Origin of the sequence: Streptomyces piniterrae, from assembly GCF_005048155.1 — a bacterium.
GTDB lineage: Bacteria > Actinomycetota > Actinomycetes > Streptomycetales > Streptomycetaceae > Streptomyces > Streptomyces piniterrae.
This window is the reverse complement of the sequence record NZ_SUMB01000002.1, coordinates 16,082-36,067: the sequence shown is the minus strand read 5'-3', so window position 1 is coordinate 36,067 and position 19,986 is coordinate 16,082. Positions and strand designations below refer to the sequence as shown.

18 protein-coding genes and 2 pseudogenes are annotated in these 19,986 nt (G+C 67.3%); 12 read left to right on the top strand and 8 right to left on the bottom strand.

Translation table 11 applies throughout. From position 1 onward, the window contains the following. Positions 1-38: 38 nt before the first annotated feature. Together FCH28_RS04515 and FCH28_RS04510 are read left to right on the top strand one after the other, a co-directional pair. Positions 39-563 carry a hypothetical protein gene (locus FCH28_RS04515; protein ID WP_246102390.1) on the top strand — a complete coding sequence of 175 codons (525 nt, stop codon included), beginning with the start codon at positions 39-41 and terminating at the stop codon, positions 561-563. Next, the gene (locus tag FCH28_RS04510; protein ID WP_425471877.1) at positions 560-1,855 is read left to right on the top strand and encodes a sensor histidine kinase; all 1,296 of its coding nucleotides are present in this window, start codon (positions 560-562) and stop codon (positions 1,853-1,855) included. The genes FCH28_RS04515 and FCH28_RS04510 overlap by 4 nt, the downstream gene beginning before the upstream one ends. Positions 1,856-2,174: 319 nt before the next feature. Here FCH28_RS04510 and FCH28_RS04505 read toward each other — a convergent pair whose 3' ends face one another. Next, entirely contained in the window at positions 2,175-3,113 is a 939-nt protein-coding gene (locus FCH28_RS04505) for a YcxB family protein (RefSeq protein ID WP_136738411.1), read from the bottom strand. A 410-nt stretch (positions 3,114-3,523) separates the two neighbouring features. Between FCH28_RS04505 and FCH28_RS04495 the strand changes: the two genes are divergently transcribed. Together FCH28_RS04495 and FCH28_RS04490 are read left to right on the top strand one after the other, a co-directional pair. Next, the gene (locus FCH28_RS04495) at positions 3,524-4,003 is read left to right on the top strand and encodes a hypothetical protein (RefSeq protein WP_425471876.1); all 480 of its coding nucleotides are present in this window, start codon (positions 3,524-3,526) and stop codon (positions 4,001-4,003) included. A gap of 194 nt (positions 4,004-4,197) precedes the next feature. Then, positions 4,198-4,395 (top strand): hypothetical protein, encoded by a 198-nt coding sequence (locus FCH28_RS04490; RefSeq protein ID WP_246102388.1) that lies wholly within the window; start codon positions 4,198-4,200, stop codon positions 4,393-4,395. Between the two features lie 121 nt (positions 4,396-4,516). On the opposite strand, the gene FCH28_RS04485 is transcribed toward FCH28_RS04490, so the two are convergent. Further along, positions 4,517-4,705, bottom strand: a complete 189-nt coding sequence (locus tag FCH28_RS04485; RefSeq protein WP_136738408.1) for a hypothetical protein — start codon at positions 4,703-4,705, stop codon at positions 4,517-4,519. Between the two features lie 799 nt (positions 4,706-5,504). Here FCH28_RS04485 and FCH28_RS04480 point away from each other — a divergent pair. The 4 genes from FCH28_RS04480 (at position 5,505) to FCH28_RS04465 (ending at position 9,992) form a co-directional block, all read left to right on the top strand. Next, positions 5,505-7,208 carry a pyruvate oxidase gene (locus FCH28_RS04480; protein ID WP_136738407.1) on the top strand — a complete coding sequence of 568 codons (1,704 nt, stop codon included), beginning with the start codon at positions 5,505-5,507 and terminating at the stop codon, positions 7,206-7,208. A gap of 669 nt (positions 7,209-7,877) precedes the next feature. Then, positions 7,878-8,228, top strand: coding sequence for a PRC-barrel domain containing protein (locus FCH28_RS04475; protein WP_136738406.1), 351 nt, complete (start codon positions 7,878-7,880; stop codon positions 8,226-8,228). A gap of 103 nt (positions 8,229-8,331) precedes the next feature. After that, positions 8,332-8,514, top strand: a complete 183-nt coding sequence (locus tag FCH28_RS04470; protein ID WP_136738404.1) for a hypothetical protein — start codon at positions 8,332-8,334, stop codon at positions 8,512-8,514. 275 nt (positions 8,515-8,789) lie between these two features. Then, a complete protein-coding gene (locus FCH28_RS04465) occupies positions 8,790-9,992 on the top strand; it encodes an acyltransferase family protein (RefSeq protein WP_136738403.1) in 1,203 nt (400 codons plus the stop codon). Between the two features lie 242 nt (positions 9,993-10,234). Here the strand turns inward: FCH28_RS04465 and FCH28_RS04460 are convergent, their stop codons facing one another. After that, complete coding sequence (locus FCH28_RS04460; RefSeq protein WP_136738402.1) at positions 10,235-10,810, bottom strand: CGNR zinc finger domain-containing protein; 576 nt, start codon at positions 10,808-10,810, stop codon at positions 10,235-10,237. A gap of 103 nt (positions 10,811-10,913) precedes the next feature. Between FCH28_RS04460 and FCH28_RS04455 the strand changes: the two genes are divergently transcribed. Together FCH28_RS04455 and FCH28_RS04450 are read left to right on the top strand one after the other, a co-directional pair. Then, positions 10,914-12,086 (top strand): epoxide hydrolase family protein, encoded by a 1,173-nt coding sequence (locus FCH28_RS04455; RefSeq protein WP_136738400.1) that lies wholly within the window; start codon positions 10,914-10,916, stop codon positions 12,084-12,086. A 180-nt stretch (positions 12,087-12,266) separates the two neighbouring features. Continuing rightward, positions 12,267-13,565 (top strand): erythromycin esterase family protein, encoded by a 1,299-nt coding sequence (locus FCH28_RS04450; RefSeq protein WP_136738398.1) that lies wholly within the window; start codon positions 12,267-12,269, stop codon positions 13,563-13,565. Between the two features lie 514 nt (positions 13,566-14,079). Here the strand turns inward: FCH28_RS04450 and FCH28_RS04445 are convergent. The 3 genes from FCH28_RS04445 to FCH28_RS04435 form a co-directional block, all read right to left on the bottom strand. Further along, a complete protein-coding gene (locus tag FCH28_RS04445; RefSeq protein ID WP_246102386.1) occupies positions 14,080-14,739 on the bottom strand; it encodes a hypothetical protein in 660 nt (219 codons plus the stop codon). Continuing rightward, positions 14,739-15,281, bottom strand: coding sequence for an RNA polymerase sigma factor (locus tag FCH28_RS04440; RefSeq protein ID WP_169314050.1), 543 nt, complete (start codon positions 15,279-15,281; stop codon positions 14,739-14,741). The genes FCH28_RS04445 and FCH28_RS04440 overlap by 1 nt, the downstream gene beginning before the upstream one ends. Before the next feature lie 900 nt (positions 15,282-16,181). Then, the gene (locus FCH28_RS04435; protein WP_136738395.1) at positions 16,182-16,559 is read right to left on the bottom strand and encodes a hypothetical protein; all 378 of its coding nucleotides are present in this window, start codon (positions 16,557-16,559) and stop codon (positions 16,182-16,184) included. Positions 16,560-17,078: 519 nt separating this feature from the next. Between FCH28_RS04435 and FCH28_RS04430 the strand changes: the two genes are divergently transcribed. Together FCH28_RS04430 and FCH28_RS04425 are read left to right on the top strand one after the other, a co-directional pair. Then, positions 17,079-17,453: a hypothetical protein gene (locus FCH28_RS04430; protein ID WP_136738394.1), complete on the top strand. Its 375-nt coding sequence runs from the start codon at positions 17,079-17,081 to the stop codon at positions 17,451-17,453. Positions 17,454-17,612: 159 nt separating this feature from the next. Beyond that, positions 17,613-18,071 (top strand): annotated as a pseudogene (locus FCH28_RS04425) (P-loop nucleotide/nucleoside kinase family protein); the annotation flags it as partial. A gap of 180 nt (positions 18,072-18,251) precedes the next feature. Here FCH28_RS04425 and FCH28_RS04420 read toward each other — a convergent pair. Beyond that, positions 18,252-18,653 (bottom strand): annotated as a pseudogene (locus FCH28_RS04420) (SAM-dependent methyltransferase); the annotation flags it as partial. A gap of 230 nt (positions 18,654-18,883) precedes the next feature. After that, positions 18,884-19,798 carry a LysR family transcriptional regulator gene (locus FCH28_RS04415; protein WP_136738392.1) on the bottom strand — a complete coding sequence of 305 codons (915 nt, stop codon included), beginning with the start codon at positions 19,796-19,798 and terminating at the stop codon, positions 18,884-18,886. Between the last annotated feature and the right edge of the window lie 188 nt (positions 19,799-19,986).

The window sequence follows — 19,986 nt, the reverse complement described above, 5'->3', positions numbered from 1 at the left end:
GCGATGCGGGGCCGACGCCCCTCCCGGCGCTGCCGCGGGTGCCGTCCGGGGATGTCCGCAAGCTGTCCGCGCTCGACGTCGTCCGCGCGCAGAACGCCGAGGACGCCCGCCACGACGCGCCGGCCTTCGACGAGAAGACCGAGAACAAGATCGCCCGGTGCGACGCCGATCCGGGGTCCTGCCCCGTACACGCCCCCGAGTACCACGATCTGACGGGCGATGGGAAGGAAGAGCTGATCGTCGGCGTCGAGGGCGAGGAACACATCCTGGCCGTGTGGGTCTACATGCTCAGAGACGGTGTGGTGAACCGGATCCTGGACACCGCCGGGACGCCGACGGCGGTCGAGGTGGCGAACGGTGACCTGATCATGCGGGAGCCCACCGACTCACCCGGGTACGAGATCCGCACGGTGCACTCGTGGGACGCGAGGTACAAGATCATGGTGGTCCGGACGACGGAGTTCGACCGGCGGACATCGCCCTCCGCCGCCCCGAAGCCGGAGCGTACGCGCTCACCGCAGGTGGAGCGTACGCGTTCCCCGAAGCCGGAGCGTACGCGGTGAGCGGCCTGCGGAACACCCGACGGCTGCGGGCGCCGCTGCGGCTGCCCGCCTGGACAAGGACGCTCTACGGGAAGTCCGCCGTCTTCATCACCGTCATGTGCTGCCTGCTCGCGGCGCTGCTCGGCATCCTCGTGCACGCCCTGGTCGGCAGGCAGAGCGCGGACCGGGCCCGGAACATGGCCCTGGACGAACTGGACAGGGTGGTGACCTCGTACGTCGCCGGGGAACCTCTCGGCCCCGACGCCGCGGTGGATCCGCCGGACCTCCCCGCCCCGCTCCGCGCGATGGCCGTGCGGCGCCAGGAGCGCGGTACCGCGCTCGCCGACCACGACGGCCGCCCGACGATGTGGGCCACCGCCCCCGTGGACGGGGGCAGAGTGCTGGCCGTACGCCTGGACTACAGCGGCCGGGCCGCCGGCCTCCGCGGGCTGGACCGGGCCATCATCGGCTCCTCGGCCGCCGCGATCGGCGCCACCCTTGTCGTCGGGCTGATCGCCGTCTCCCGTGTCACCCGTCGCCTGCACCGCACCGCCCAGGTGGCCCGCCGTATCAGCACCGGGGATCTCGACGCCCGCGTGCACGACCCGCGCGCCGAGCGCCCCGGCCACGCCCAGGACGAGCCCGCCGCCGTGGCGGCCGCCCTCGACGCGATGGCCGCCACCCTGCAAGGCAAGCTCCACAGCGAACAGCGCTTCACCGCCGACGTCTCCCACGAGCTGCGCACCCCGCTCGCCGGACTCCACGCCGCGGCCGAGCTCCTGCCGCCAGGACGGCCCACCGACATGGTGCGCGACCGCGTGCAGACCATGCGCCGGCTGACCGAGGACCTGCTGGAGATCTCCCGGCTCGACGCGCAGGTCGAACAGGCCGATCTGGACGTCCAGCAGCTGGGGCCGCTGGCCGAACGCGCGGTGCGGGCCACCGGGACGACGACCGAGGTCCGCGTCGTACGGGACGCAAGCGTGGAGACCGACCGGCGCAGGCTTGAGCGCGTGCTGGGCAACCTCGTCGCCAACGCCCACAAGCACGGCAGTCCGCCGGTGGTCGTGACCGTCGACGGCCCGGTGATCACCGTACGGGACCACGGCGACGGGTACCCCACCTACCTTCTGGACCAGGGCCCCCAACGATTCAGAACCCAGTCCGGCACCAGCGGCGGCAAGCGGACCGGACACGGCCTGGGCCTGACCATCGCAGCCGGCCAGACCCACCTTCTCGGCGCCACCCTGCACTTCTCCAACGCCCCCGACGGTGGCGCCGTCGCCACCCTCACCCTCCCCACCGAGCTGTGAAGCGCGCACGGCATCGCCCTCCACCGCGGTGGAACTGGTTTCTGAAGACGCCCCATTCGCCGCCTGACGCCTGCTCATCTCCTGTGAACCCGCAGGTCATGGAGACGCAAGCGGCTACGCTGGACGAGCGGCCGACGCTCTTCTTGACGTGCACGAACTCTTCCTGATGTACACGTACTGGCGCCCGCGCTTCTCCTCCGCCGATTCGCCTCCCAGGCGGCAGGCGGCGCTTGCGCATCGCGGCAACGGGGTCACCAGCCGCAAACGAGGGCCACGCGGACAGATGATCCCCGGGCCCCCTCGGAGACCCGTGTCCCGCTCAGAAGTCGTAGCAGACGTAGGCGCCCTCGGGCCCGCGGGCGATCCGGTCCGAGCCCCAGCAGTGGAGCATCGGCCCAACGCGGTACAGGGCGGCGCCACCGGCCAGCAGGACAAGGACGGCGAGCACCGCGGTCACGGTCCGCATGGCAGTCATCCGCCGTACGAGCCACCAAGCCCCGGCGACCGCAAGCGCCCCCAGCCCCAGCATGACGGCCGATAGCGGGGCGGTGTTGTTCTGGATTCCGGGAAAACGGTCCGGCTGCGCGGCCCGGTGGACGGCGGCGAAGGCGAAGAAGAACAGCAGCAGCCCGAGCAGCAACAGTCCGACGGAGCCGGCCCCTCGGCCGACGGCCCGACCCCGGCTCCGTGGTGTTCCGGGCGCCTCGACGGCGTCCGCGCGCACGAGCCGCCGGTCGAGGACCGCCCGCAGCCGGTCCACCTCCTCCGGGTCCGCCACGGCCCGCTTGGGCAGGACGACGAGGCCGACGGCGGACTTGTCGGCGCTGAGAAGCACGAACAGCTCCGGGGTCTCGGCATAACGCGGGTAGAGGTGCCAGTCGAGGCTGGTCGAACTGTGCGCGGTGGTGAGCCGGACCCCGGTGTCGTCGACCGTCCCGCGGATGTCCCCCTGCCGTTCGGCGAGCCGGTGGATGTGGCGCGCCTGCAACCACGGCAGTGCAGTGATGAAGGCGGCGAAGACCACCACCCCCGCATACAGCTGCCACGGTGTGTCATGGCGACCGGAGCCGGCCGCCGACAGCAGGGCACCGACGGCCGTGACCGCCACCGTCCAGACCAGCGCCCGGCGCTGAAAGCGTCCCACGCCGGTGCTCCTCGCGCGTGCACGCAGCGCGGACGCCAAGTCGTCGATGGTCGGCCGGTAGGCCAGCTCCACGGGTCTCTCGGCGACCGCGTCCGTTCCCCGGCCCTCGGTCATGTCCCCTCCCCGGTTCGGTGATCAACCGGATCGTAGAGGCATTCTCAGCCGCTCCGGTGACCGGGCGGTGGTCGGCACCGTACGTCATCGGCGTCGCGTGACGTACGGAGTGCCGCGGCCGACGGTGTACGGGCACCTCGACAAGGCCAAGACCGTGCCCAGCCAACCCAAGAAGACCGCCGTCGCGAAGTCTTGACCGCCGGAACGGACTGCCCGTGTCGCTGAGCATCTCCGGCGCCAACCTGCACGACAGCCTCGGCCTGTAGCCCCCGGTGCTGAAGCGGTGTCGGCGCTGTGACCTGCCTGTTCTCCTGACCCCACGGCCAGGTCGGCCTCGGGGACGGAGTTCTAGACTGAGAGCGGAGCCTTTTTAATGAGGTGCTCTGCTCGCCGTCACGACTCCGCTATTCATGGGCCGACGTCGCCGTCTGCGTGAACGCTTCGGGCCTGAGTACGAACGCACAGTGGAGGACGCCGACAGTCGTATGGCCGGCGAGCGTGAGCTGAGAGCACGCGAAAGGCGCCATGACTCGCTGGACATCAAGCCCTTGCCGAGCAGCAGCCGTGAACGCTACAGCCACGACTGGGCCGGAGTGCAGGACGAGTTCGTCGACCGCCCGGAAGAAGCCGTGCATGACGCGGACCGTCTGGTGACGTCGCTGATGCATGAGAGGGGCTATCCGACCGAAGGCTTTGAGCAGCAGCTCAGGGACCTTTCCGTCGAGCACAGCCGCACACTCGAGCACTACCGCGCCGCCCACGAGGTCGACACTCTCGGAACGCAGCACAAGGCCACCACTGAGCAGCTGCGCGGAGCGATGGTGCACTACCGGACCCTGTTCGACGAACTGCTCTCCGACGGCGGTCAGACACGGCACGTCCCCGCCTGACCGCACGCGCTGAAGCTCCAATCTTCCCCGGTGAGTCCACGTCCATACAAGGTGAATCCACATCCACACAAGCGGAAACCGCACGGTCCGCGCCCGAGGACGCGGGCGCAGTTGAGGAGGAGGCGCCGCAGGTTCTTTCGGCGGAGGATGCCGACGGATTCCGTAACCGCTGGCAGGAGATCCAGAACAGGTTCGTGGACGACCCGCGCGAAGCGGTGCAGAGCGCCGACGCATTGGTCGCGGAGGTAATGCAGACGCTTGCCACGACATTCGCCGACCACAAGCAGGCGCTGGAAGACCAGTGGAGTCGCGGCGAGCAGGTGGATACCGAAGGCCTTCGTATGGCCTTGCGTCACTACAGGTCCTTCTTCCACCGCCTGCTCGCCGAATAAAGCCGCCTGCTCGCCGGATCAGCGCGGCGGGCCGACGGGCCAGCCGCGCTGAGTCCTCTCGGTGAGCACTCGCAGCAATCGCAGCTATCACAGCCTCAAACGCCTGACGCCGTTATTGACGTCAAACGTCGTAATTCTCGTCGAAGATGTCACGCCGGTCCTGCTCTTCCTGCTGCTGGCGCAACTTCTCCTTCCATTCCTCGTCGGCACGGGCAGTGCGGCTGGAGCGCTGTGCTGCCTTTTCCCTCTCCTCGCGCAACTTCGCCTCGGCCTGCTCGCGGGCCTCTTGCGCCTCGGACTTCCTACTCATGATGCTCATCCCTAACGGGAGATCGTGGAGCGTCTATCAATTAAGTGTCGCACGTCCACAAGAAGTTCGCATATCGATCAATAATGCTTCTCGTTCGCGTCCACCAGGGCAAAACGAGGGGTGACTTCCCGCATAACATCTTCGTCTAATTCTTCTTACTGTGGGTAGGCGCGCCGAGTGAGTTCCGGAACAGGTGTGGCGCGCCACACCGCACTCGCATGCCTCTTACTCGATGATGTTTTGGGATGGCGCCTTTCTCATCGCGGCACAGGCCACGCGACCTGGACCGATGAGGCATCTGGCGCAGGCATCTGGCGCATTAATGGCCCCGCGCGCGTTAGACGGTGACAGGTGTGGGAACCCGTCCATGGTGTCCGATTTCCAGGGTGACCGACCGACTGCCTAGGTAGATGAATGGGTGAATGGGCCCGCATGGCAAGAAAATCGCTCCCACTCAGACCGCCTCTGCACCACATCCCCCGCATCGGCGAACAGGAGCATGCCCGTGGGCGTGCGAGACGTGGACGAGACTGCGAATCGCCCTGCGCCTGCGACAATTAGCCGCTCACCCGGCCAGGCGAGTCGACCTCGACGTCAGCAACTGCCCTGCAGCAAGCTCCAGTTCGCGCCTGAAGGCTCGACACACAGCACTCTTCCGACGGTGCAGACAGACGCATCCGACGCCCAAGCATCCCGCTCTGCCACTTTTCCGCTGTTCCGCTGTTCCGCTCTCCCACTGTTCCCCTGTTCCCCTGTTCCGCTGCCCCGTGCACGACCGAAAGGAAATGAGGAATCCAAGATGTCGTTCAAGGTCTCTGACCACATTCTCCAGCGGCTGTGCGACTGGGGCGTCGAGCATGTCTTCGGCTACCCGGGCGACGGCATCAACGGCCTGCTCGCCGCCTGGGAACGCGCCGACAACAAGCCTCAGTTCATTCAGGCGCGTCACGAGGAGATGTCCGCCTTCCAGGCCGTCGGCTACGCCAAGTTCTCGGGCCGGGTCGGTGTCTGCGCGGCGACATCAGGCCCCGGCGCGATCCATCTGCTCAACGGCCTCTACGACGCAAAGCTCGACCACGTACCTGTCGTGGCCATCGTCGGGCAGACCAACCGCAGTGCCATGGGCGGCTCGTACCAGCAGGAGGTCGATCTGCAGAGCCTCTACAAAGACGTCGCCTCCGACTTCTGCGAGATGGTGACGGTCCCCTACGCATTCAAAATGGTGCCTTCCAGCCTGGGCATCGCCTCCCACGCCCCCGTCCCCGCGGAGGGCGACCTCGACCACGCGGCCGAGATCCTGAACGCGGGAGAGAAAGTCGCGGTCCTTATCGGGCAGGGGGCTCGTGGCGCCCGTGCCGAGGTTGAGGAGCTCGCCAATGTTCTCGGTGCCGGCGTCGCCAAAGCCCTTCTCGGCAAGGACGCTCTGCCCGACGACCTGCCGTACGTCACCGGGGCGATCGGCCTGTTGGGCACCCGCCCCTCCTACGAGCTGATGCGGGACTGCGACACCCTGCTTGTCATCGGATCCAGCTTCCCCTACACCCAGTTCATGCCGGACCTCGACCAGGCCCGCGCCGTGCAGATCGACATCGACCCACACATGGTCGGTATGCGCTACCCCTTCGAGGTCAACCTCGTCGGCGACGCCGGCGCGACGCTCCAGCGGCTGCTGCCGCGGCTCAAGAGCAAGAAGCACGGGAACTGGCGCAAGAAGATCGAGAAGGACACCGCGCGCTGGTGGAAGGTGATGCAACGGCGCGCCGAGGTGGCAGCCGACCCGGTCAACCCCGAGTACGTCGTTCACACCCTCGACGCACACCTGCCGGACGACGTCATCCTGACCGCCGACTCCGGCTCCGCCGCGAACTGGTACGCCCGGCATCTGCGCATGCGTGGCACGATGCGCGGTTCCCTCTCCGGGACCCTCGCCACGATGGGCCCCGGTGTCCCCTACGTCATCGGCGCCAAGTTCGCCCACCCCGGTCGGCCCGCCATCGCAATCGTCGGCGACGGTGCCATGCAGATGAACGGCATGGCCGAACTCATCACCGCGGCCAAGTACTGGCACGAGTGGCAGGACCCACGACTGATCGTGGCGGTACTCAACAACCAGGACCTCAACCAGGTCACCTGGGAATTGCGCGCCATGGCAGGCGCTCCGCAATTCCTCGCCTCCCAGGCCCTCCCCGACGTGCGGTACGCCGACTTCGCCCGCTCCATCGGGCTCGACGGCATCCGGGTGGAGAAGCCCGGCGAGGTGGAAGAGGCCTGGTCCAAGGCGCTGGACGCCGACCGGCCGTTCGTCCTCGATTTCCTCACCGACCCCGCCGTCCCGCCGATCCCGCCACACGCCACTCTCGACCAGATCGAAGCCGCGGCCGCCGCCATCATCAAAGGCGACACCGACCGCACCGGCATGATCCGACAAGGGTTCAAGGCGAAGGTCCAGGAGTTCCTCCCCGGCGGAAAACACCGGGAGGACCAGTCCGGCTCCCAGCACTGACGATGAGCCGCACCGCTCACAGACGCGGCCCCGTCCTCGACGCTCTCGGCACCTCCGTCTGCACCGTCACGAGACGATTACACGAGCGAGCAGTACGCAACGCCGGCCGGCCGGGGCTGATTGCCGGAGCGATTGTCGAGCAGAGCGGCGGCCGGACGCTCGTGCCTGGCTGCGGCGGCCTGGGGGCGGTGGCGCTGGGGCCGGTGGCGCTACTGCGACACGGCCGGCACGATACGCAATGGCCCGTCCAGCGACTCTATTGACAACTGACGATATGAGATTTGGCCGAGATTGGTGAGTAGCAGAGACACGTAAGCAACTGCCGCTTACGAGTGGTCGAGGCGCTGCTCTTACGGGCGGTCGGGATGCTGCTCTTCCGGTACGCCGCACCCACAGCCGCCGCCCTTGCGTGCCTCAGGCTGCGGCAGATTCGTCGAACTTTCTCCCCACAATGGCAATTCCGACCTCCAACGAATGCGATTACGGAGCGCCATGCCAATGCGCGCACCGCCAACTGGGATCACCGCCAACTGGGATCACCGCCATCTGGGATGCAGATCATCCATGTGCGCCGCAGCCTGGAGATACGGGGCCGCACACGTTCTGCTGTGCACACCGGCAGCAGACAATGACAGACGCAGCTACGGGCGCCGCATCAGGAGGCCTTCCATGACCCACAGCATCTGGGAATATCAGCAGAGCACAGGGCACCGCCCCGGTGTCGACCTGACCGGCTTCGAGGTCGAAGCCATCGACGGCAAGGTGGGCAAGGTCGACAAGCACTCCGAGGAATTCGGCGCCTCGTTCCTGGTCGTCGATGCGGGGCCATGGATCCTCGGCAAGCGCGTCCTCCTGCCGGCCGGAGTCATCTCCTCGATCGACCACGAAAACAGCATCGTCTTCGTGGCCCGAACCAAAGAAGAAATCAAAGACGCACCGGAGCTGGAAAAGGAGATAAATATCGAGGACGACGAATATCACCGACAGCTCGCCAGCTATTACGGAGCACCACACACTTGAGCTGGCCGGCGCCAACCCCCGCAGAACCGGAAGTGCGACGTCAACCGCCGTCACCGCGTCCAGCTCAAGGAAGCCGCAAGGCTTCGCAGGTCAGCAGCGTTACGTGGCCCGTCCTTCACCCGCGGATCTCCCCCGTCCCGGCCCCCACCACTCCGCCGACCTGATGACCATCTGGGCCTACGAAATTCTCCCCTCCCCCGAGCGCAACGGAACGGCCATCATCAAACACCGCCGCCCCATCCCCTACGGTGGAAGCGCCTGGAAGACCAGGCTGCAGTTCGCCTGACCAACCCGCCAGGCGGATGGACTCCTGCCGGGCCCCGTGCCAAGGCCGGGGCCCGGCAGGCATACGCAGAGCGCGAAAACCAGGAGGGCGCGGACCGACATGCCGATGTCCGCTCGTGATCCGACTGCGGGGTACCGCAACGCGCGGCAATAAGGCTTGCCATTCATCTGCGGGTGATAGCACGGATGGCGTACGACTCACTCACGGGTTCTTTGCGGCCTGTGAGCCTCTCCAGACACGGAGCGCTTCTGACCAGGGCGCTTGGGGGTTGCACTATGGCCGAGCACCGCTCGGGGAACAGGCTGGCCGCACTCGACGGACTGCGGCTGCTGGCCGCGCTGATGGTGGTCTTCTATCACTACGTCGCCCTCGCCCGACCGTGGGGGCATACCACCGGCACGATCTTCCCGACCGCCCACAAGGCGGCTCAGTACGGGTGGCTCGGGGTGGAGTTCTTCTTTCTGATCAGCGGCTTCGTGATCTGTATGAGCGTGTGGGGCCGCACGGTGGGCGAGTTCGCCGTCTCCCGCCTCACACGCCTGTTGCCCGCCTACTGGGCCGGCATCCTGCTCACCGCGGTGGTGGTGAAGACGTGGGCGTGGCCAGAGGTGGCTTCCCCACGCGGCTGGGGCACGGTGATCACCAACCTGACCATGTTGCAGGGCGGCAACAACACCCCCGACGTCGATCCGGTGTACTGGACGCTCTTCGTGGAGGTCAAGTTCTACCTGATCATGGCTGTGGTCATGCTGTTCGGCGTCACCTACCGCAACTGCCTGATCCTGTGCGGGGTATGGACGGCGGCCGCCGCCCTCGCGCCGGTACTGAAGACTCCCCTGGTCACCGAGTTCGCGATGCCGCAATACGCGCCGTTCTTCATCGCGGGTATCGCCTTCTACCTGATGCGTCGTCACCGGCCCAACGCGGTCCTATGGGCGATCGTGATCCTGCAGCTGCTGCTCGCTCAGCGCTACATCGACTACCGTCTGGCCACCAACCTCGGCGAGGCCGCCGGGGACGCGCTGCCGACCTGGCCCGCCCGCTTCATCATCATCGCCGCCTTCGCCCTCATCGGCGCGATCGCGCTCGGCGCCGGCGACCGGATCCAGTGGAAGTGGCTCACCACTGCGGGAGCGCTCACCTACCCGCTCTACCTCATCCACCTGAACATCGGCATGACCTTCATCGACCACTACCGGGACCAGATCCCCGCCCCGGTCCTGGTGGCCTCGGTCACCGCTCTCATGCTGGCCACCGCCTGGCTCATCCACCGCTTCATCGAACGCCCCGTCGGAAAGTGGCTCCGCACCACCATGCGACGAGGCATCGACGACGTCCGCCGACACGCCACACCGCCCCGCAGCCACAGTCACCGTCACAGCCACGCTCAGCGCTCCCCCTCACAAACACCCACCGCGCCCCGAACGGCGGAAGACGACCGGACCACGGCGCACGCCGGCACATTCGAGTCGGTCTAGCTTGGAGGGCTGCTGGAGTACGCGGCCTTACCACCCACCCCACTGTCCGGTGACCGCGGCACGGCGGCTCACCGCACTGCCGCACAGGTCTGGCTGCTTCAGGAAAGAACCGGACGACTGAAGCCCGTCTCACAATTTCGGATCCCCATCCGGACAGGGCGGCGCCTCCCGTTTCGCTATCACGCCTACCCGCCGACAACCCCGACTGCGAAGAGCCGATGAACGTCGCCGATCAGTATCGATCAATCCGCCGATCTGGGATTTTTGCGCTGGTTGGCATTGAAGCGCGCCTTCTTCTGACGATTCCCGCACGTGTTCATGTCGCACCATTTGCGAGTGCGGCTTTGGCTGGTGTCGAAGAAGGCGGCTTGGCAGGTGGGTGAGGCACACAAGGCCAATTTTCCGTCTCGTTCGCCTGCGATGATGCTGATCGCGTCGGCGGCAATCACGCTGAGGGCATCTTCCACGCAGGAAGCCGAGCTGAGCCGCCATCGCCGCTTACCCTCGGGCGTCAGGATCGCCGCGGCCCGACCCTGAGCGCTGCAGTCATTGATGACTTGGACAGCAGACGCGGGGAGAGCGTCCTGGGTCGCGGCCGCTGTCGCGACGGCGTGAATCGACTCCCTCAGTTCCCGAGCGAGGTCGAGCTGGGCAGGGGTGCAGGAGTCCACGGCGAGGCCGTTCACTGCCAGCCAGTCCATGAGTCGGAGCGGCGTGGGAATGCGCTCCACAGCGCTGCCATGACGCTCCGACAGAGTCCCCGTGAAGCTGGTAGCCAGCACGTTGCCGAGGCGGAAGTCAGGAAATCCAGCACGCATGGAACCACCTTAGCCGGTTGCGGCGTGGTTCGGAGGACTGCTAGAACCGTCTTAGCCGGTTCGCGATAGGTCGTAGCCGGTTCCACGATGGTCAGGAGGTCTCATGCCCCGTCCAACCAGCGACGTGCAAGCATTTGAAGCCCACGCAACTGACGCTGACCTCGACGATCTGCGCGCGCGACTGGCCGCGGCGCGACTACCGGAGGCCGAGACGGTCCATCGCGCCGCGCCCGGCCCTCGCCGATGGGAACAGGGCGTACCTCTCGCCGACCTCGTCGATGTCGTGAACTACTGGCGCACCGGGTACAACTGGCGGTCGTTCGAAGAGCGCCTCAACCGGATCGGCCAGTTCCGCACGACCATTGATGATCTGGGAATCCACTTCCTGCACCGCCGATCCGCGCGCGCAGATGCCACTCCTCTGATCTTGACGCACGGGTGGCCAGACAGCATTGCTCGGTTCATCGATGTAGTGGACGAGCTGGCAGATCCGAAAGATGCGGACGCGCCGGCGTTCCACGTCGTGGTCCCGTCGCTACCGGGCTTTGGTTACAGCGACAAGCCGACCATCACCGGGTGGGGAACCGAAAAGGTCGCGGCTGCATGGGTGGAGCTGATGGAAAGGCTCGGCTACAGCACGTTCGCAGCCCACGGCGGCGACTGGGGAGGCAATATCACCACGGTCCTCGGCGGCAGGTTCCCGGCGCACGTTCTCGGCATCCACACAACGTTCGCGGAGGGACCGCCCGGGTTGACAACGGACGGGCTGACGGCGGACGAGTGCAGGTGGACCGAGGAGACCCGCGATTTCTGGCGCCACCGCGCGGCGTACGCGAAGCAGCAGGCGACCCGACCGCAGACCATCGGCTACTCGCTCGTCGACTCACCGGTGGGGCTTCTTGCCTGGATCCTCGACAAGTTCGCCGAGTGGTCAGATACCGAAGACAGCCCGTTCGAGACGATTTCCAGAGACCGGGTTCTCGACGACGTCACTCTCTATTGGCTGACACGGACCGGCGCATCATCGGCCCGCATCTACTACGAAAGCCACAACTCGCTGGACCCCGAACTTCGGGTCGACGTCCCGTCAGCAATCACCATGTATCCCCGCGACGTCGAGAAGTGCCCGCGCCCCTGGGCACAGGAGCGCTACCGGCAGATCGTCCGATGGGGTTCGCCCCAAAACGGGGGACACTTCCCGTCGCTGGAGGTCCCCGAGTTTTTCGTCAAGGACCTGCAAGAGGGCCTCGCGGCAGTACTGGCCGCTGATCGGTGAACGCGGCTGGGTGCCGGCACTCGAGCAGCGTGGAGCATGTCGAGGTCTTTCGGATGGGCAGTGTAGGAACTTCCAACCTGGAAGACCTCGACGCCTACCCGCCAACACCCCGACTGCACCCCCGACTGCACCCTCAACTGCGAAGAGCCGGCATGGGTGCCGACTGCTAGGGTCGCGATCATGGGTACCAGTCATCCGCTCACGCTCGTTGAATGGACGACCCGTAACTCCATCCGTCTAGCTGCCCCCGGTCTCGATGCCACCTCCGACGAACTGGCGTTACTGCGCAGCCTCGTTGGCGATGCACGAGTGGTTGCTCTGGGTGAGAACTCCCACCAGATACGTGAGTTCGGGCTGCTGCGCGAACGGGTGCTGCGCTTCCTGGTCCGGGAGTGCGGATTCACGGTCTATGCCGTGGAGTTCGGGGCCGCATCCGGTCGGACCGTCGATGCCTGGGTGCAGGGTGGCGACGGCGACCTCGACACGTTGTTCATGCCCCGCGCAGACGGCTATCCGGGCCAGTCCGCGGAAGGTCGCGATGCCTTACGGTGGCTGCGTTCCCACAACGCCACGGCACCGCACCCGGTCCGCTTCGCCGGACTCGACGTCCCGGCGGCCGGCGGCTCGCTGGAGCCCGCGCTGGAACCGGTCGCCGCCTATCTGGCCGAAGTCGATCCTGGCGCGGTGCGCTATGCCCGTGCCGCTCTGGATCTGGCAGAGCCGCTTGCGGGAGGCTCGGGCCTCGCCTCGGCCCACACCCGTCTCACCCTCGGCCCCGGGCCTCAGGACCGGCTCTCGGCAACGCTGGGCCGGCTGCTCAACCGCGTCACGGCCATGCGCGAGATCTACGTCCAACGCAGCGGACGCCAAGCCTACGAACGCGCCCTTTCGGACGTCTGGGCAGCCTGGCGTACTGACCAGATGCAGCGCGCGATGTCCGAACTGCTCAGTGGCGCGCCGGATGCCGCCGATCTGGCCGCCCGCGACCGCTATCTGGCCGATAGTCTGCTGGAACTGCTCGATCGGTCCGGACCCGGCACCCGGATAGTGGTGGCCGCGCACAACGCTCACATTCAGCGCACCGCAGGCCCCGAGGGGAGTCCGCTTCCCCGTATCCCCATGGGGCACGCCGTCGCCCAGGAACTCGGAACCGACTATGTGTCCGTGGCACTGACCAGCGGCGGCGGCCGGACCGTCCGGAACATGCCCGATCCGGCACACCCCGCCGGGATGCGCCAGTCCGCAGTCGACGCCCCGGAGGCGGCGCCCGACAGCGTAGAGGCACTGTTCTCCGGAGTGCCGGAGGCACCAGCGCTGGTGGACATCCGCACACTGCGCGCGCACGCAAAACACCACGCCCTGCCGGAACCCGCCTGCATCCGCATGGACGACGGCTTCCTGCCCATTCCCGCCCTGGACGCCTACGACGCAGTGGTCAGCGTGCCGCGCACTACGCTCACGGCGGACATCGGCAGATGAGGGTGCGGGCGACGCTGGTGAAGCGCCGCCAGCACTTCCCGATCGTCGTACCGGCGGCGGCCACCGCCCTACTGCCGCGACGGCGCCTCCGGCACCAGCCATCCCCATGAGATGACGACTCTCAGTGCTGCAGGAATCCCCACGCGCCGCCGCCGGCTGCCGCGCAGGCCGCCGTAAGCACGCTCAGAGCGGTCGGGGAAATCCGGACGTGGATGTGGAGGTCCAGGTGCCTACCGATTTGAATGCGCACGGCCCTGGGCTTGTTGCCTTCGGGCAGAGGCGACTGAGCACCTGCGGTCATGGTTCACCTCGTTATTTGTGTATGTACGGGATGCCCTGTCATCTCTCGTTCTCCAAGGGGATCGAGGTGGCGGGCATCTGATTCCGACACCCGCCAGTTCAAAGAACGGGCGAGTGCGGCAGCCACGCCGGGAAACGAGCCCAGGAGGCGGGGCGCGGGGCGTCCTTCCGGTGTCCGGTGCGCGATGGCGCTCCCCGGACACCGGACTGGTTGTCAGTGGGCGACGAGCTCGCGGGGCAGTTGGCTCTGCTGAAGGAACGTCTGCAGGTTCACCCCCCACGAGCGTGTGAAGCCCTGTGCGAGTTGCGCGGATTCCCGGACGGGGGAAGGCAGATGGCGCTCCGCGGCGAAGCCCATCATTCGCGCGATGGCCCGCCACACCCGCGCATCGGTCCTACGACCGACCGCGGCATGGTGCACGGCCAGTAGATGCGCGGCGAGTTCGTCGCCGGCGCCGGCGGCGAAGCGCCACCAGTACAGGGCGCCGTCGGTCCTTTTGAGGGTGTAGAGCAGGCAGGCGAAGGTGCGGGCGCCGGCCGCGTCGTAGTCCGCGGCGAAGGCTCCCAGGGTCTTGATGTCCTCGGAGCGCAGGACGACGTTGCACAGTCTCTGGGCCTCCGCCAGGACGGAGGCGGACGCTACCGTGGGCTCGACGATGGGGGTGGGGCGGCGGCGTCGGCGGCCGCGCTGGAGGGCAGGGCGGACGGGGGTGGGCCGGATGCCGTTTACCGGTCCGCGGGTCACGCGTTGGGGTTCGCGCCCGGTCCCCTCGGCGATCCGCAGGGCCAGGCGGCGGGTGAAGGCTTCCGGGTCATGGTCGGCGAGTTCACGGGCCAGCGCTTCGGCCTGGTGCCGCAAGAGGTCTTCGAGCATCACGTGTCCCCTTCGCCTTGCTGAGAGGCTGTCATAATTTCTTTGAGTCGTTGCAGGCCAAGGCAGGTGCTGACTTTGACGGCGCCCGGAGTGGTATCGAGGGTCTCGGCAATTTGGTCGTAGGACAGTCCCACGAGGTGCCGCAGGCGTACCGAATTCGCCTGGAGGGGAGCCACGGACTCCAATTCGTCCAACGCCAAATCGAGTGCCTCATGTTCACGCAGCTCCTCCAGGTAGGCGGTGTCCGGCGGTTCCGCGAACGGCTGGACGTGCCTGTTGCGGACCTCACGGCGGTAGAAGTCGATGACCACGCCGTTGAGGATGGCGTGGGTCATGGCCTTCGGGTTGGCGTGGGCGAGGATGCGCTCCCATTTGTTGTACATACGCCGTCCGGCTTCGAGGACGGCTTCCTCCGCGTCCCTGCGGTCCCTGAGCCGGGAGGTGGCGGTGGCCAGGAAAGCTTTCTGCTCGCGGTGGAAGAAGACTTCGAAGGCCACGGGCAGGTCCGTTGGGCTCACCACGTCCGGGGAATGCTCGTTCACCAGGCCTCCCCGCAGCCGCGCGCTCCTGGAGGGTGCGGCCTGGGCAGGCCGCCAGTCCTTGGCCGGATGCGGCGATCGGGCGTGCTGCTGTGAGAGTCTCGCTGAACAGGCACCGCGGTGATGCGGATGGCGGAGCGGAACTCCGCGCCGGCCTGCGAGGCTGTGCGGACCACGCGCCATGCAAAGGCGTCGAGTCCGGCGGCGGTCAACCGGTAGACGCCGAGCAGTGCCAGCGCGTACCGGGGCCATGAATGCCTCACGGGCTCTCCCTTCGTGATGGGTGCTCCCGCCCGCTTCTTTGCGGGTGGGGCAGAGCTTGCGTTCTTGCCCCTCTCACCGACGAGAGCACCGCCCGGCGTTAATCGCCGCACACACACAATCAGCAGAAAGTGATCGATCAGTTGCTGACAGTTCCCTGACCTGCAAAGACATCTCTTGAGTGTGACTAATGCCACACTCCGGATATGTTTAATGGTCAGTAACTCCAGTTCGAAAAGTGTCAACCGCGGGCGGCGGCCCAGATGTTGGGACACCGCGCCCCCAGGAGCGCAGCTGATCCACTTCCCCAAGCAGGCAGAGTCCGACCGCACCTTGGCTTCCATGCGAGCCCGTTGCACAGCCTCCGAACGAGGCCGCGTTGCCACCTGGCGCCGGCGCCACGCGCACCAAGCCACCCACAACTCCCGATCGTCATCGTCGCCTGACGGTGTGGGTGTGGGCCCAAGAGTTCGCCAGCCATCGACCGACCGTCCGGGCTTGATCAGCTCCTGCCCGGCGGGCGGAATGTAAGGGCCGGGGCTGCGCGCCCACTGGTTCCTGTGGCAACGCCGAAATCGCTGCCAGATGCGCACCGGTTGGGTCGCTTGAACACGGCGGCGCGCGGGCGCCCTGCGGTGCTGCTCACCCTGGCTCGCAATCGGGGTGCTGACGGGTGTCGACAGCGTCGAGCTTGTCCCACCACTCCCAGTTCTCGGAGTAGTCGCCGCCGTAGATCCTGCGCTGGAGGCAGGGCCCCTGGCTGGGGAAGTGGAGGGCGTAGACGGTGCTATTGACCTGCGAGCTGAACGACTTGGCGTGCCGGTGCACGTGGTCCGCGGGCACGGCGAACCCGCCGGCCGCGGGGTCGTAGCACCATGCGCCTCCCGCACCCATCTCTCCTGGTTCGGACCAGAAACAGACCTTGCCGGGCAGGGCCGAGGCCGGGGTGGTGAGCGGGGGCGCTGCGGTCAGCGCGAGCACCGCGAGTACGCCGGACACGACGAGGGCGGAGCGCCTCAACTCGACCTCCAGGCAGGCTGGTTGGATAGTGCACGCGCTCCCTCCCCCGCCTTGCCGCAGGTATGCGAGGTGAGTGCAGGCGTCACCCCCGGCCGCGAATAGTCGTATCGCAGCTGTCGCCCGTCTCCCCGTGGCCGGCCGCAGCGTCAGCGGTCTCCGGATATTGCAGAGGAAATCGGTGCCCGGCGGCCAGCGCGCTCGGAGCGGCGCTGGGGCTGGGACTGAGTCTGGGACTGGGGCCGGCAGGCACTCACTTGGCGCGGATTGCGCCGTTGCCGGCCCGCACTGCCAGACCGGAAAGCTAAGACCTTGAATGTGCTTTCTCATGATCCACTAGCCTCGTACGCCTTACTGCTCGAACCGGAGCAATGAGGCCCACAACGACCATGGGGGTAGGACTTGTCACGTCAGCTCAGGCGCTTCACGACCATAGGGGCGACCCTTTGCCTGGCTGTAGGGGGAGCCGTAACCGCCGGGCCCCAGGCCCAGGCCGAAGAGCGTTGCAGCGGGCACCACTGGATGCGGGAGTTCGACACACCCGGCGAGAACATCGACGTCGAGTATGAGTTCTGCGTCAATGGGAGCGGCGGGAGCAACGGGAAGTACCGGGCGCGGGGCTATGGCCGCGTCATGGACGGTGGAGGCTGGCGCAAGGTCGACGCCTTCATCATCGAGACCCGGCTTGAGAGGGATGACCACGTCATCACCAGCAGGCGCTGCGACTACACCAAGGCGGTCAACGCCGGCGACACGAACGCCAACTGCGCCAGCCCGTACGCCCTGGGTCGGGACCCCCACTTGACCGGTGACGGCCGCATCTACATCGACATCGAGGACGACGGCCGCGGCGGCACCTGGTATGACCTCGCGGGCTCGAAGCCGATCGGTAGCTGAGTTGTCGTAACTGTTGTCGGGTGTCCCGCTACTGCCGGGGCCCGGTGGAGGTGAAGGTGCGGCCGGAGGGCATGTCCTCCGGCCGCACCTTCACGAGTACCGTGCCCGGTCAGGCAGCGGACGTCATCACACTGCCCCGCCGCGTAGCAGCCCGCCCCGGCCAAGGAGCACAGCGCGCTGCGGCTGACGCCGGACGAGTGGATGATTCCGCTGTTCGGCGAGCCGGACGCGGAGGGAAAGCGCGACGTGCTGGAAGGACGGCTGCTCTGGCTTGGTCTGGAGGCGCTGAGACTTGGCACCAGTGTGGTCCTGGATTTCGGATGCTGGTCTCGCGACGAGAGGTCCGCGGTCCGCTGGTTGGTGGAGTCTGCCGGGGCGTCCTGCCGCCTTGTCTACGTGCCGGTGGGCCATGAGACCCAACGAACTCGGATCGCCCATCGCCAGTCGACCACCCCGGATCAGACCTTCCCGATGAGCGAAGCGGACCTCTTGCACTGGAGGACGCTGTTCGAGGAGCCCGACGCCGCGGAAATGGATGAATGTGGGGTGGCGGATCCGCCTCCGGGGTGGTCGGGATGGCTGGAGTGGGCCGCCGATCGGTGGCCGTCGCTCGCGTGACTGGCCGATGCAGCCTTGGTGCGGCCCCAGCTCTGCGGGACGGTCCGTCGTGACAAGGAGGGGTGTCCTAGGTGGTGCACTGAGCAGCGTGATTACGCGCGCCTCGGCCCCATGCAGCGATCCGCCGAGCAAGCGGTGGGTCCTTCAGCCGGGCTGCGGGACCCACCCTGATGGGTAAGGTCAGCGTCTCATCAGCGCGAAGACTCCCCAGCCGAGGTATTCGCGCTCGTACCTGACGTAGCGGGCGGGGTCCGTGGAGAGTTGGGCTCGCATCTCGGCGGCCAGTTCGTCGTCGGGATTGCGGTCGAGCCAGCGGCGGATGTTCAGCCACTGCGCCGCCCTGTACCGGTCCCAGCTGTCCTGATCGGCGAGCACCATTTCCACCAGGTCGTAGCCGAGTTCGCCGAACCGCTCGATCAGCGTCGGTAGCGGCAGGAAGTCGTCTTTGTCGCGGGCGTGGCAGGCTTCGACGGTGTCCTGGTCCGGGGGTTCATGGCGCCAGTACGGCTCGCCGATCAGCATCGTCCCGCCTGGTCGCAGGCTACGTTCCAGCAGGTCTATCGTGCCTGCCGCACCGGCGCCAGGCTGAGTGCCCTCCCCAAAGCGGCCAGCTTGTCGCTGGTGAACGGGTTGTGAATACGGTGGCTGCTCTCGCGGATGGTTGCACGTGTGGATGATCGTGACCTGCGTGAAGTGAGAACGTCCACGGTTATCGCGTCCATCGGGTTTTCCGTCGCTCTGCTCGGGACCAGGTCTCGGACAGGTTCTGCGGCGCCCGGAGGCTGCGGGCTCTTCCCTCCGCACCGTGCAGGTCAGAGATTCGTCGCCCGCGGGCGCAGCAGCGACACCAGCAGCGTGGTGAATTGTGTGGCCGCCCAAGGCAGTCGTCGGCCGAGCATCGTCTGGACCTGGGCTTCGCGGCGGCGGAAGACCGGGTGGTCGAGAGGTACGGAGGCGAACCCTTCGGTGGAGGGGTCCGGATGTGGGTCGCCCAAGTCGCCGACGAGCGCGATGCCGCCGCCGGAGCGGACGAATTCGTACTTCGGGGCCAGGGCGTCGCAGACCAGCGCCGGGCGGGCGGTCAGGCCCTCCATGTGGACCCCGATGTCGAAGAGGTCGCGGTGGGTGGTGCCGGTCGGGGGCAGGGCGAGGGGGTACTCGCACAGTTCTGCCAGGCCGGCGCGTTCGCGGCCGGCCAGTTGATGTCCGGGCGGGACGATGGCCGCCATCGGCACGACGACGGAGCATTCCACCCGCACGTCGTGCTGTCGATCCATGGCGTAGGTGACCGCGATGTCGGCGATGCCCTCGGCCACCCGGCGGGTCGCCTCCTGGTGGGGTACGCGGTCGAGGCGGAACGTGACGTCCGGGTGGTCCTGCCGGAAGACCGCCATCGCATGCGGGACGAGACGGCGTGCGAAGCCTTCCGAGCAGGCCACGGTGACGTTGCGGACATCGGCGCCGCTGCCGGTCCGCAGCTCGGTGACCAGCGCGGAGGACTCGGCCTCGGTACGGCGGGCATGGGCCATCAGCCGTGATCCGGCGTCGGTCAGGGTCATCCCGCGCGGATGCCGGGCGAACAGCGCGACACCGATCCCGGATTCGAGCTTGGCGATCTGTCTGCTGACCGCCGAGGGGGCGACCCGCAGATTCTGGGCGGCCTCGGTCACCGCCCCCGTCCGGGCCACTTCGAGGAAGTAGGCGAGGCTCACCGGCATGAGCTGCATGGGACCTCCCACCATGAGGTGCAGGGGACCTCCATCGGACCTCCATGGGTCGGGGCGCCTGCCGGTGGTGTCGCGCCTGAAGCCTGCGCCGGTTTCCCGAAATGAGAATCCGGACGAGCATAAACGGCAATAGTCAGGCCCGGGAAGCGCCCTTACGCTGCTGAGCCAACACGGCATATGCACGTGGA

What these genes read in the sequence shown, in the direction of transcription:
- FCH28_RS04505 (WP_136738411.1), bottom strand. Translation starts at nt 3,113, where the DNA reads ATGACCGAGGGCCGGGGAACGGACGCGGTCGCCGAGAGACCCGTGGAG.
- FCH28_RS04495 (WP_425471876.1), top strand. Translation starts at nt 3,524, where the DNA reads ATGGGCCGACGTCGCCGTCTGCGTGAACGCTTCGGGCCTGAGTACGAA.
- FCH28_RS04485 (WP_136738408.1), bottom strand. Translation starts at nt 4,705, where the DNA reads ATGAGTAGGAAGTCCGAGGCGCAAGAGGCCCGCGAGCAGGCCGAGGCG.
- FCH28_RS04480 (WP_136738407.1), top strand. Translation starts at nt 5,505, where the DNA reads ATGTCGTTCAAGGTCTCTGACCACATTCTCCAGCGGCTGTGCGACTGG.
- FCH28_RS04475 (WP_136738406.1), top strand. Translation starts at nt 7,878, where the DNA reads ATGACCCACAGCATCTGGGAATATCAGCAGAGCACAGGGCACCGCCCC.
- FCH28_RS04465 (WP_136738403.1), top strand. Translation starts at nt 8,790, where the DNA reads ATGGCCGAGCACCGCTCGGGGAACAGGCTGGCCGCACTCGACGGACTG.
- FCH28_RS04460 (WP_136738402.1), bottom strand. Translation starts at nt 10,810, where the DNA reads ATGCGTGCTGGATTTCCTGACTTCCGCCTCGGCAACGTGCTGGCTACC.
- FCH28_RS04455 (WP_136738400.1), top strand. Translation starts at nt 10,914, where the DNA reads ATGCCCCGTCCAACCAGCGACGTGCAAGCATTTGAAGCCCACGCAACT.
- FCH28_RS04450 (WP_136738398.1), top strand. Translation starts at nt 12,267, where the DNA reads ATGGGTACCAGTCATCCGCTCACGCTCGTTGAATGGACGACCCGTAAC.
- FCH28_RS04445 (WP_246102386.1), bottom strand. Translation starts at nt 14,739, where the DNA reads ATGCTCGAAGACCTCTTGCGGCACCAGGCCGAAGCGCTGGCCCGTGAA.
- FCH28_RS04430 (WP_136738394.1), top strand. Translation starts at nt 17,079, where the DNA reads ATGCGGGAGTTCGACACACCCGGCGAGAACATCGACGTCGAGTATGAG.
- FCH28_RS04415 (WP_136738392.1), bottom strand. Translation starts at nt 19,798, where the DNA reads ATGCAGCTCATGCCGGTGAGCCTCGCCTACTTCCTCGAAGTGGCCCGG.